Genomic DNA, 13,167 nt, shown 5'->3' with positions numbered 1-13,167 from the left:
AACATACGCATCCTCGCAGCGGCCTCGAAGGGAATTGGAGTTCGGTCGACCGCGGGGCGAATGGCGGCCAACCCACGTTTTATAGGGCAACTCGATTAAGATACCGAAATAATGGTCAACCGCAGGGATGCTTTCACTACTTCTTTCAGCTATTTTTTAGTTTCCTGCAAGGTCTGCATCGGGGTTGGCTCGTTTGCCTTCTCTAGCGTTCCGAGGCGTTGCGGTAGCTGTCGGCAAGTAGCAACCCGTCATCCCGTTCTTACGCGAGCTTGGCACAGTGCAAACGGTCACAACCCTTTCGGATGTCTCCCAAATCTATCGATCGCTCAAGGCATCCTGTGAAGCGGAGGTGCAGGGGCGTTCCGATGTGATCGATCTGATTCTGATCGCATTGTTCGCCGACGGGCATGTGCTGCTGGAAGACCATCCCGGATCGGGAAAGACGACGTTGGCCAAAGCGCTTGGGAATTGCATCCATCGTCCCTCCGATGCCGATCCACGCTTCGCGGCGTTCCGCCGGATTCAATTCACCCCCGACCTGTTGCCTTCGGACGTGACCGGCACGACGGTCTTCGATCCCAATCAAAACCAGTTGACCTATCATCCCGGCCCCGTCTTTGCCAACGTCGTCTTGGCCGATGAGATCAATCGCACCAGCCCCAAGGTGCAGGCGTCGATGTTGGAAGCGATGGCAGAGAAACAGGTCACCGTCGACAACGTGACCCATCCGCTGGAAGAGACGTTCTTGGTGATCGCGACGCAAAATCCACTGGACCAAGCTGGCACCTATCCGCTTCCCAAAGCCCAGCTCGATCGCTTCTTATTCAAGGTTCGGATGACGTTCCTATCGCGGGAGCACGAATTGGAAGTGTTAGCGATGAAGTACCCGCACTGTCGTTTCGATTCGTTTGTTACGGCGGAACTGATCGATGCGCCCTCGCGAGAGATCCGTCCCGAAACGATTGCCCAGGCGCGGCAGGTCATTCAGCGGGAGGTTAAGATCGACCGGTCGATCACCGAAGCGTTGGTCGAAATTGCCGGCCGCTTGCGCAGCGAACCACGCGTCGCTCAGGGGATCTCGACGCGGGCATTGGTCGTGACGATTCCTGCACTTCAGGCGCGGGCGATGATGCACGGTCGCGACTTCGTATCCCCCGATGACATCAAATCGCTGGCGTTTCCGATCTTCAGCCATCGCTTGGAACTGCAGCCGGGCATCTCCAGTGGCGATCTGGTTGTCGAACAAGTGATGTTACCCGTGATCGAATCGTTGTGCCGCAAGTCGATCCGATGAACCGTACTAAGAAAACCCCTTCGACGTTCGCGACGCGTCTGATTACGGATGGGTGGCTTTTGTTAGTCGCCTGTTTCGTTGTGGGCTGCGACAGCGAAATCGACATCTATCCGCCCGCTCCTTTTGAACATGTCGGAGAAGGATTCCCGGAAATCATTCCGCTGACGAGCGAACCGTTGGTCGACGACCAACCGGCATTCGACGAGTACTGGGAGCGAAGGACCGCGGTTTTCGAAAAGGCAACCAATGAGACAATCCTGGCGGGGGCATCGCAAATCGAAAAGGATCTCTTTGACGCAGCCCACGACGAGAACTTCGCGTTGGCTCGAAAACTGGCCGATCAGGTTCTCCAAGAGAATCCCGATTCGCTTGTCGGTCTGTACGCGATGGCTCACGTGGAAGCCTACGCCGAAAACGATTTTGCCTACGCGCTCCATTCGATCCGCCGAGCGCGTGCTCAAGCCGAGGCGATAGGGCGACGCAACCCACGCGATCCAATCGGGCAGGAGTGGTACATCTGGATTCTCGCGACCGAGTGGCACATCCTGTTTTCGTTGGACCGGTCCGAAGAAGTCATCGCGGCGGCGGAGCGGATCGAACAAATCTATGCGCCGGTCCCTTGGATGAAAGACTTTGCGTTGATCAAGCTGGAACGCTTCGACAAGGCCCGTGCGGAGATCGCCAAGTATCGAGGAATGGGGACGTTCGACCTCGAGGCCGACAATTCCGTGATGGTCATCGAAGACAAGCTGAAGCGACGTGAGTCGAGCCTGGAGGCGGCGCGAGCGATGTGCCAACGGTTCCCCGAACGCCGCGTGCTGCAATACAACCTCGGCTTGGCGGCCATCTCCAACGCGAGTTTTGCTGAAGCGGAGCAAGCGTTTTTGGCGGCGGCCGCGGCGACCGATGACTCAGCCAGCACGACACCCTACGTTCCCTTGGCGGCATTGCTGGTTCAGCAGGGACGTTTTCCCGAAGCGCTCGACGCCCTCAAGCAAGCGCAGATCGATCGCGGCCAGCGCGAGCCCTATACGCTTCATAACGACGAGGCGAATACCAACTTGGCGATCGCGTCGGTCCTGCTCGCGTACAACGAAGCGGACTTGGCGTTGCGGTTCGCGCGTCGTGCCACCGGATCGCCCGATCGCGCCGGTTCGACCTCCATTAACGAACGCGAGCTACGGATTTCGGACGGCTTGGTCCTCTGGACGATTCAAAAATATGCGCGCGAGGAATTGCAGGAGCAGTTGTCGATCGGCGCGGTGCCGTCGGGGGCCGCACTCGCTCAACTGGCCGGCCTGCAAACGGCGCTGTGGCAGACAAAGCAGAAGTTCACAAGCGAACTGATCCACTCGTTGACCGTCGATCTGGTCCGTCCGCACCGGGCGGGCGGTATCGGTATCGAATCGCAGATCCTGTCGTGGCACCAATTCATGCTGTTGGATCTGATTCCGCTGGGCGTTTTGGAAGTCGCCCTCTCCGCCGCCGGAAAGGGCGAGAAACCGGATTGGGTAGCGCCCTATCAGCAAGCGATCCGATCGGGGATCCGGATGCGGAAGCACGACGATGCCGAGGCGTTGCGACTGGCAACCGCTGCGCTCGAAAAATTACCGCCGCGCGCCGAAAAGGTCTTCCGTGGCTTCGTCGCTGCGATCGCAGGACAAGCTGCCTGGCGGCTGGATCAACCCGACGAAGCGATTGGGTACTGGAGCACCGCGATGCGCGATTTCCCGCAAGCGTTCCGATTGTTAGATATCCAGATCCCCATTCGACTGAGCCACCAGGGTTCCGACTTGGCACAAAAAGTCGCCGAGACATTGGCGTCATCGAGTCGATTTTTTGAAGATCCTCGCGGTTGCGAAATCATTGTTCGCCCGTTTCAGGACCAACAGCTATTGATCGAAATGTTCCGCAACGATCGATCGAGGCATTTGGAATTGGTGGTTCCGATCGGCAGCGAAGAGGGTTTTGTTGAAACGACGGTCGAGCTGTTTCATCAGCGATTTTTTCAGCCGCTTGTCGAATTAACACAGGCCGATCTGGGATCGCTCGATGGATCGCCTGTCGCAGCTCGGATGCGAAGAGAAGTCGATCAACTGCTCTCCGACTTCATCGAGGCGGAACAACCGAGCAATGATCCAGAACCGCCAAGCGATGCGAACTGAGCTCGCCGCAGCTCGCGACTTCAATGGCGTGGATGACGAAAGAGAATCGCAACTGTGGCCGCTGCCAGCTTGAACCGCGAGGGCCCTGCGTTTGAGTGCCCGTCATTGCGACCGAGAGCACGATGGGAAACGTGCTCGTTCTGCGAGTTCCTACGACGTGGTGGCTTCTTCGCTTGCGAAGCCACCGCGCCGAATCGGCCGTAATCTTGCGGATTACGACGTCGTCAATTGATCGAGACGTCCGGTGCTGTCGCCGATCGATTCGACGGGAGCTCCGACGATATCGAGCATCGACATAAATAGATTCGCCATCGGCGTCTCTTCGGCCAGTTCGATGTGGCGATTGGTCTTGATGCGACCGCGAGCACCGCCGGCGATTACGATCGGCAGATCTTCGTGGCGGTGACGATTTCCATCGCTCAATCCGCTGCCGTACAGGACCATCGAATGATCCAACAGCGTTCCGCCCGCCTCTTGAACCGAGTCGAGTTTTTGCAGGAAGTAAGCCAATCGTTCGGCCAAGTGGGCATCGATCTTCTGCAGGTTGGCAACCTTGCCTTCGTGGTTGCTGTGATGGCTGATCTGGTGATGGCCGTCGTTCACGCCGATGTCAGGATAGCTGCGGTTGCCACCGGCATTATCCAGCATGAACGTCGCCACGCGGGTCGCATCGGTTTGGAAGGCGACAACCATCAGGTCGGACATCAGGTCGGCGTGTTCGACAAATTGCTTCGGTCGGCCGTGCGGTAGCTCCAGATCGGGAACGCCCTTGCGGTCTTCCGCTTCGGTCATTTCGATCCGTCGTTCCAGCTCGCGAACGCCGGTGAAGTATTCGTCGATCTTGCGGCGGTCGGTCGTCCCCAGCTGCTTGTCCAGCTTGCGGGCATCCTGAGCAACGACGTCCAAGATACTCTTGCGGTAGAAGTCTCGCTCGCGCGTCGCTGCGTTGTCGCCGGTTCCGAACAGTCGCTCGAAAGCCAGTCGCGGCACGGTCTCCTTGGCAGCCGGTTGATTCTCGCTTCGCCAGCTAACGTTGGACGAATAGGCACAGCTGTAACCGGAGTCACAGCTGCCGGCGTTGCGGCTGCCCAAAACACCCAGCTCGATCGAAGCCAAGCGTGTCTCTTGGCCGATCTGTTGTGCTGCCAATTGATCGACCGAGACGCCAACCTTGATATCAGTCGATGTCTTCACTGGGCGAGCGGCGGTCAAGAAGGTCGAACCGGCACGGGCGTGATCCCCGGCACCGTCTTTCTTCGCGCGACCGTTGTCCAACGCCAAACCCGAGACCATCGTCAGCTTGTGCTTCAGCGGTTGCAGCGCCTGCAAGGATTCCCCGAGTACCAACTCCGGTCCCTTGGCGGGTTGCCATTTCGGAACGATCACACCGTTGGGAAAGAAGACGCAGGCCATCCGCGTCGGCATCGTTTTCGACGACGGTGCAGCCATTACCGAACGGGCCATCGGCGTCATCGCTTCGAGCAGCGGCAACCCCATCGCGACTCCCAGGCCACGCAACATGATTCGTCGATTGATTTGTTGATTATGTAGCATCGTTTTCATCCTCGAGAACTGGGGCCGTTTGAAATCGGAAAGGCTTACTCAACACGATCGCCGTTGCGATGTCCCGGAATTTCCAGCCATCGGCTTCGGTCGCCGCGACGATCTCTTCGACCACACACTCGTCCTGCCGCGTCAATTCGCGGCCCAGTGCGTAGGTCATCAATCGCCGGGTGAGTTCGGTTACAAACATCGTGCCGCGAGTCTCTCGCAGCATCGCTATCATCTGCTGGGCATCGGCGAACGTTTCTCCCGTGGGAAGCGTTCCGGAAGCGTCGATCGGATGTTTGCCATCGCGATCTCGCCACTGGCCGGTGACATCAAAATGTTCAAAGCTGAAGCCGATCTGATCCATCACGCGGTGGCACGAGGCGCACATCGCATTGTCGCGGTGGATCGCCAATTGCTCGCGGAGCGGAGCGTCGGGATTCGACTCGTTGGTCGCCTCCAATTCGGGAACGCCCGCGGGTGGATCTGGCGGCGGGGTGCCAAGGATGTTCTCCATCACCCACTTGCCCCGCTTCACCGGCGAGGTTCGCGTGGGATTACTGGTCAGCATCAGAATGCTGGCCTGAGTCAGGATGCCTTTGCGACCGGTTCCCTTCAGCGAGACGCGGCGGAATTCATCTCCTTTGACCCCTTCGATGCCATAGTGATCGGCCAAACGTTGGTTCAGGAAGGTGTCTTGCGAATCGAGCAAGCTCAGCACGCTGCCATCGCCTCGCATGCAATCCGTAAACGTCAGACGCGTTTCCTGGACCATCGCCTCTCGCAGCTTTTCGTCGAATTTAGGGAACTGCTTTGGATCGGGAGCCAAGCCACTGAGGTTTCGCAAGCCAAGCCATTGGTCGGCAAAGTTCTCCACCAACGCTTCCCCCTTGGGCTCGGCGAGCATTCGTTTGACTTCGCCACGCAACACCGCTTCGTCGGTCAATTTTCCCTGCTTGGCCAGATCGCGAAGCCGGTTGTCGGGCATCGAAGCCCAGAACATATAGGACAACCGACTGGCCAATTGGTACGGATCCAGTGCGACCAAGTCGCCCGGCTTTGCACCTTCGCTTGGCAATTCGCTGCGGAACAGGAAGCGAGGTGAAAGGAGCGATGCGGTGATCGCGACCTGCATGCCCCGTTCGAAGGTCTCTTCGCGTTGGACAGCGACATCGACCAGCGCCGCATAACGGGCGACGGTTTCGTCGTCGACGGGCGAACGGAACGCCAGCGGTAGATAGTCTTTCAGGTTCTCTTTAGCAGCATCGAGTGTCGAACGTTTGTTTCGTTGGGGGCGATGGCGAAGCAGTTGCCAGTGCGTTCCCGAAAGTCGCTCTTTGGGAATCCCGTAAGGACCTTCGAAGTACATGCCCCGCATCCGGAACTGCGGCAATGCGTCGTCGCTCTTCTTGTCGTCGCTCTTCTTCTCGTCGTCCTTCTTCTCGTCGTCCTTCTTCTCGTCGTCCTTCTTCTCGTCGTCCTTCTTGTCGCCGTCCTTCTTGTCGCCGTCCTTCTTGTCGCCGTCCTTCTTGTCGCCGTCCTTCTTGTCGTCGCTCTTCTTGTCGTCGCTCTTCTTGTCGTCGCTCTTCTTCTCGTCGCTCTTGGCGGCGCGAATGTCGATTGTGTGCTTTCCCTTGGTCAGCTTCACCTTCAGCGTTTGGCGATGGACGCCACCGGTGCTATCGCGGAATTTAAAGGTCGTCTTGCCGAGCGATGTCTCGCCATCGAGGAAGGCTTCGAGCGTGACCGTCGAATCTTCTGCGACCGCAGCAGCTTCGACGATCAATCCATAGTCGCCGTCGTAGGGCGATTCGAACTCGCCATGGATCTCGCCATCGCCATCGATCGTATGGATCTCAAAGTTATTGGTCGTGTAATTGCCTTTGATCTGGACCTTGTCGGATTGCCAGCGGGCGTCGATCTTGGTCAGAGTCTTCGGATCGGTGACGGCGACGGCAGCGACCTGTTCCGCCGCTTCGACGTATTTCTCCAACAGCATCGGCGGCAGAGTCAGTACGTCGCCGTTGTTGTCGAAGCCCGCCCCCACCTCATCCGATGGGAACGCATCGGCCGGTCGGATGGACACGCCAAAGAGATCGCGGATCGTGTTGTTGTATTCGTTTCGATTCAGCCGCCGAACGGTCACCTTCCCCGGCTTGGCATCGAGATCGCATTCGCCGCCGTAAAGCGCTCCTTCGATCAGCGCCAGCAACGTCTTTCGCTCTTCGTCGGTGGGCTGGTCGACATCCCCCGGAGGCATCGAACCGAATTCGACCTGCTTGATCGTCTCTTTCCACATGTTCTCCGCAGCGATCAAACTCTCGGCTGCCGCAAAACCCTCCAGATTGACCTCCGCTTCCTGTGTTGAATTGCTGTGGCAATCGAAACAGTATTTTTCCAGCAGAGGAACCGCTTGTGCTGGCCACAGGTCATCGCCTTGGAGTCCTGGGGCCATCAAGCCGTGTGATAGCAATAGGCCGAGCAATAATCGGAGCTTTGGAGTGCGCACGGTTTAGGCGGGGGGATTGTGGGGGGAAACGAAACCGCAGGTTGCGATTAATCGATAATCGGGCGGGAAAGGGGGGCCGGTGGGTGAAGCCTTAATTGTAGCAGAGCGTTCTGCGGAGTCCACTGCGAAAATTGCTCGGCAAAGTTCAGCGAGCTTGGGATTTGCGGGCTGGCAGCGTTGGGGTAATCTAACGTTTAGGCGAAGGGTGGGTTTGCAAAAGGATGCAAATCGCGAGCATCGGTTCAGGAGACAAAGATCGTGCCGAAAGTCATTCATGATCAGGGGGAAAGGCCCCTCATCGTTCATTCGGAACTTCAGGGGCCGATTCGCGAGCTGAGTTTTATGCGGCGATCATTATTATTCGCCGAACTCTCGATGATCAGCTACAACGACGAGCGGGAAGCCACGCTGGCGGGGCAGGCGATTGGATTTCCGATCGTCAAATTTTTCAACAACGATGGATCGCAAGCCTATCAATTCGCCAACGAATTCGATTGTGTGATCGCCGCCCGTGGCACCGAACCACACGAATGGAACGACATTCAAGCCGATGCCAACGCGGCAACGGTCTTGGCGGAAACCGCCGGCCGTGTCCACCGCGGCTTCAAAAAGGAAGTCGACGATCTGTGGCCGATGATCGAAGGCGTGCTCAAAACCAACAACCGACCGTTGTGGTTTTGTGGGCATTCGTTGGGGGGGGCGATGGCGACGATCTGTGCCGGACGCTGTTTCCTGTCTTACATCGCCAGCAATCCCGAAGAACTCTACACGTATGGCAGTCCACGCGTCGGCGACCGACGCTATGTGAATTACGTGAAGCTGACCCATTATCGATGGGTCAACAACAACGATATCGTCACCCGCGTGCCACCGACCTGGTTAGGCTATCGTCATCGGGGAAACGAGATTTATTTGGATTATCGAGGTCGGATTCGTAAGCTCGAAGGGTGGTGGCGAACTCAAGATCGCTTGCACGGTTTTTTACGCGGCCTGCGAAAATTTAACATCGACCATTTCAGCGATCATAGCATTCATCGCTATATCGAATCGATCCTGTATGCGATGTATGAGGAGGAGGGGATTACCGAGCCTCCGGTTCCGGTCAAACTCGCTCCGCCAGCCCCTCACACCTCCGAAGCCCAGCCGAATCGGGCGTCGACGACCTAGTCGCGTCGCCGAGGTCGCTCGATTTTTCTTCTTTCCTGGGAACGCTTGCAAATTCAATCCAGGCAAGCTGGGGCGCGTCGCGCGAACAGCCAAGCGATTCCGACCGTCACGATGATTCCAACCGTTAGGGCTTTTCCGGCCGATAACGTGGACTAATGCAAGTCGGGTGAGATGTTGCGGGCGTGATCGTCGACGGCAACGCGGGCCCTTGTGAAACGTTCCACTCCTCTGTTGGCAATCCACCGGGAACATAAGAATGCGGCCACTGCGAGATCTACTGTTTGGCAAATCGAACCAGTCGAAGACGAATAAAAGGCGAGCCCGTCGCGGGTTGCGACTCGAATCGCTCGAAGGACGCCAATTGATGGCTGTCGATTTTGGCGGAATCAACGGAACCGTCTACAACGACCAGACGGGCGATGGGCTAACCACGGACGACGTCGCCCCGCCCACGGTGACGCTGCACCTGTACCGCGACGGTGGTGATGGAACGTTTGATTCGGCCTCCGGGGTCGCCGGTGGCGACGATGTGTTTGTGGAGACCCAAACGACCGATGCCAATGGCGAATTCGCCTTCGATCGTTTGATCGAAGGTGACTACTTTGTGGAACGGAATTTACCCGCCGGATTGATCGCCGAGCCCGGCACGAATGTTTCGTCGTTGATCGCGATCAGTGAGTCGGAGGCTTCGGGCGTCGACGCGGGCGTCCAGGTCGACAGTTTCTCCGAAGGCACGCAAAGCTTGCAGGCCGATGCCGGAACTCCCAGCGACGAAGGTTTCTTTTCTGCTCCTGCCGGCAGCCAATCGATTCTGGGACGCGAGCGCGACCTGATGCTGGACTATACGTCGGGCCTCCGTGTGAATCTGGATGTCAACACGACATCGGGCACGCTCAGCTACAGTTCCCCTACGAATGCGACGGGCGGCTATACCGTCGACTACGATGGCATCGATGGTTCAGCGACCCTTGATCCCACGGGGTTAGGCGGCGTCGATCTCACCAACGGCGGAACTGCCGATCAATTGATGTTGATGCTGGGCGCCGATATCGCAGGCGTTCCGATCACCCTGACGGTCTATACCGATGGCGGGAATTTTTCGTCGTTTACAACAATCTTGCCCGTCACCGCTGGTGGTGGCGCGACGGATGAGTTGTTGATTTTGATGACCGATTTCGATGCGAACCAGACCGGAAACGGAGCCGATTTTACCAACGTCGGCGCGATTCGCGTGGAGGTTACGGGCGCTGCGGCGTTCGATAGCGATGTTTCTGTGGTGGGTACGGTTGGGCAGACGAACAAGATGGTCAACTTTGCATTGCTGGAACCGCTCACGCTTGGGAATCTGGTCTGGGAAGATCTGAATAACAACGGCGTGTACGACGCCGCGTCCGAAGCCGGGATTGGCAACGTCGCCGTCAATCTTTACGAAGACACCGATGGCAACGGCCAGTACACTGCGGGAACCGATACCCTCGTCGACTCGACAACCACCAGTGCAGCGGGAATGTATACGTTCACCAACCTGCTGCCCGGCGACTACATCGTGCAATTGGCGCAATCGAACTTCAACACCGGTGGCGTGTTGAACAATTTCGTCTCCAGCAGCGGCGTGGCGGATCCCAATAACAACGTCGACAACGATGACAATGGCGTTGTGTTGGCAGGGCAGGGGATTGTGTCAGCGGCGATCACGCTGTTGGTCAATTCCGAACCGACCAACGACGGCGATACCGACAGCGACACCAACCTGACACTTGATTTCGGTGTCGTCTCGACGCTCGACATCCAAATCGTCAAAGCGCTCGCCGCGACAACGCCCACCGCGGTTGCTGGCGGTGAACTGACCTATGTATTGACGATTCTCAACAATGGTCCGATCGATGGTACGGGAGTGACGGTCACCGACGTGCTTCCGTCGACATTGACGATCGTGAGTGCTTCGGCCAGCCAAGGATCGGTCACGCCCAATGGCAACAGCCTGTCGGCCAACCTAGGCAATTTGGCCAGTGGGGCTACGGCGACGATCACGATCGTGACCACGCTGGCTGCGTCAGCCACCGGTACGGTCACCAATACCGCCAATGTTACGTCGAACGAGACCGATTCGAACACCAGCAACAACCAATCGACCATCAGCAGCACGGTCACGCAGCAAACGGACCTTTCGATCGTCAAGACCGATATTGGTGATCCGACATCACCCGGCAACACGATCGATTACACATTGACCGTCACCAACAACGGTCCTTCCAATGCAACCGGCGTCGTCGTGACCGACAACCTGCCTGCCGGTGTAACCTTCGTCAGCGGTTCCGGATCGCAGGGAACGGTGACGAACAACAATGGAGTGATCACGGCGTCAGTGGGGAATCTCGCTTCGGGCAGTACCGCCACCGTCACGATTCGTGTTCAAGTGGCATCGGGGACCACCGGCACGATCTCCAATCAGGCAACGGTCACCGGGAACGAACCCGATCCGGTTTCTACCAACAATTCGTCCTCGACCACGACGACGGTCCAGTTGGCCAGTCTCAGCGGGTTCACCTACCTCGATGCCGACAACGACGGAGTCTTCGACACGGGGGAAACACCGCTTGCGGGAGTCACCGTGGAATTGATCGGCACCGATTTGTTAGGGGCCGACGTCAGCAGAACGGCTGTCACCGATGCGACGGGAGCGTACTCCTTCGACAATCTGAATCCGGGCACCTACCGCGTTGTCGAGACGCAACCTGCCGGCACGCGTGACGGGATCGATACGGTCGGAACGGGAGCGGACGACAACGGTACCGCAGGGGCGGATGCGATCATCGACATCGTTTTGGGGACCGGTGACAACGCTGTCAACTTCAACTTTGGCGAACAGTTGGAGATGTCGAAGCGACGCTTCCTGGCCTCGTTCGTGAACGCGTAACCAAGCGTTGGATGCGTTGACGGCCATAGACACCCTTGTCGCAACAATCCCCAAGGGATCGAAGACGGTAGCCGGAGGTCGTCGCACAGCGGCGCACCTCCGGGATCCGACGGCCATAATGATCAACGCTCCCGAAGGGATCGCAGACATTTGCAATGTACGACCCCGCCGGGGTCGGCGAGCATTTTTGCCTTGGGCCCGGTGGTATTCGCTACGCTCAAACCACCGGCTACCTTCTAAAACCGCTTCGCGGTCAACGCGTTACGACTTCGCCCCAATGCAATAGAGGGCCTTGTCGCTGCGGAGATAGAGCTTGCCATTGGAAACCGCTGGCGAGGCATTAAAATCGCTTTCGTCGTCGGCGATCTTGTTTTGCGCGATCGGCTCGAAGGCGTCCCCGGGATCGAAGACCAGCGTGCCGCTGCGGCGCGTGACGACGTAGATATGGTCGCCGATCAAAACCGGAGATGCATAGACCGGCCGGCCGCTCTGCAAATTGCCGACGCGTTTACGATAGATCACCGCGCCATCCTCGGCCGAAGTGCAATAGGCGATCCCGCGATCATCGATCCAATAGAACCGGCCATCGTGCAGCAGCGGCGTCGCGACGTACGAACTCGATTGGTTCGTCCACAGGACCTGGGAATCGGAGACATCCTCTTTGCCTCCCGCTTTCACGGCGATGCATCCCGAGGCGCGATAGCCGCCAAAACTATAGATCGTTTCTCCGGCGACGATCACCGACGGGGTGACGTTCCCCGTCATCGGCGTCTGGGCGTACCATTTCAGTTTCCCGGTGACCGGATTCATCGACCACATCTCTTCGGGAACACTGATCACCAGTTCGGATTCGCCATCGGCTAACGAAACGATCCGCGGCGTGCCGTAGGTTAGTTCGAGCATCCCCGCCTCCTGTCGCCACAGTTCTTTCCCCGTCGCTTTGTCCAGCGCGATGATCGCTTTGCTCTCCTCCGCGGCGTTGACGATCACACTGTTTTCAAACAGCAACAGACTCGCGGCCGATCCCCAGCGTCGGTTGCTCGATTCCTTGCCGACATCGACACTCCAGCTCCGCTGGCCGTCGAGTCCGATGCAGTGCACGCCCCCTTTGCCGAGGAACACATAAACGTTTTCGCCATCGGTTACCGGCGTGTTGCTGGCGTAACCATGTTCGGTGATGTAGCCCTGGTAGCCGTCTTCGCGATAGTCGATCGGGAAATCGACCGACCAAAGCTGTTCGCCGGAGTTCTTATCGAAACAAAGAACCTGCCGCTTCGCGTTCCCATCGCCGTTGACGTAGCAGGTCACGATCACGCGATCCCCCGTGATGATCGGACTGGATGAACCCGATCCCGGCAGCTCGACGCGCCACGCCATGTTCTCCGATTCGCTCCACGAGGTGGCGACTTTATCGCTCGACCTCGCGGCTCCTTGAGGTCCCAGAAATTGAGGCCAGTCGTCGGCGCGTGTGACCAGTGGGAAAAGCAGCAGTGTTGCGGTCAGTAGGATTTTTCGAAGCATCGTCGGTCCGTTCATCGGTGGTAGCGAGGTGTCTCATGAAATGTCG

The 13,167-nt window shown here is 58.0% G+C and carries 7 protein-coding genes; 4 read left to right on the top strand and 3 right to left on the bottom strand.

The features are described from left to right. The first annotated feature begins 277 nt into the window (after positions 1–277). Positions 278–1,294 (top strand): AAA family ATPase, encoded by a 1,017-nt coding sequence (locus Poly24_RS21355; protein ID WP_197452079.1) that lies wholly within the window; start codon positions 278–280, stop codon positions 1,292–1,294. Further along, the gene (locus Poly24_RS21350) at positions 1,291–3,459 is read left to right on the top strand and encodes a tetratricopeptide repeat protein (RefSeq protein ID WP_145100399.1); all 2,169 of its coding nucleotides are present in this window, start codon (positions 1,291–1,293) and stop codon (positions 3,457–3,459) included. Before Poly24_RS21355 ends, Poly24_RS21350 begins: the two co-directional genes overlap by 4 nt. A 213-nt stretch (positions 3,460–3,672) precedes the next feature. Here Poly24_RS21350 and Poly24_RS21345 read toward each other — a convergent pair whose 3' ends face one another. Both Poly24_RS21345 and Poly24_RS21340 read right to left on the bottom strand, forming a co-directional pair. After that, positions 3,673–5,013, bottom strand: a complete 1,341-nt coding sequence (locus tag Poly24_RS21345) for a DUF1552 domain-containing protein (protein WP_145100396.1) — start codon at positions 5,011–5,013, stop codon at positions 3,673–3,675. Further along, positions 5,003–7,462 (bottom strand): DUF1592 domain-containing protein, encoded by a 2,460-nt coding sequence (locus Poly24_RS21340; protein ID WP_145100393.1) that lies wholly within the window; start codon positions 7,460–7,462, stop codon positions 5,003–5,005. Before Poly24_RS21340 ends, Poly24_RS21345 begins: the two co-directional genes overlap by 11 nt. 396 nt (positions 7,463–7,858) lie before the next feature. Here Poly24_RS21340 and Poly24_RS21335 point away from each other — a divergent pair, with 396 nt between their 5' ends. Then, on the top strand, positions 7,859–8,683 hold the full coding sequence (locus tag Poly24_RS21335; RefSeq protein WP_145100390.1) for a lipase family protein: 825 nt from the start codon (positions 7,859–7,861) through the stop codon (positions 8,681–8,683). Positions 8,684–8,939: 256 nt separating this feature from the next. Beyond that, a complete protein-coding gene (locus tag Poly24_RS21330) occupies positions 8,940–11,600 on the top strand; it encodes a DUF11 domain-containing protein (RefSeq protein WP_145100387.1) in 2,661 nt (886 codons plus the stop codon). A gap of 261 nt (positions 11,601–11,861) precedes the next feature. Here Poly24_RS21330 and Poly24_RS21325 read toward each other — a convergent pair whose 3' ends face one another. Further along, on the bottom strand, positions 11,862–13,121 hold the full coding sequence (locus tag Poly24_RS21325) for an outer membrane protein assembly factor BamB family protein (RefSeq protein WP_145100384.1): 1,260 nt from the start codon (positions 13,119–13,121) through the stop codon (positions 11,862–11,864). Between the last annotated feature and the right edge of the window lie 46 nt (positions 13,122–13,167).

The sequence above is a fragment of the Rosistilla carotiformis genome (genome assembly GCF_007753095.1).
Lineage (GTDB): Bacteria > Planctomycetota > Planctomycetia > Pirellulales > Pirellulaceae > Rosistilla > Rosistilla carotiformis.
This window is presented reverse-complemented; position numbering and strand designations above follow the sequence as displayed.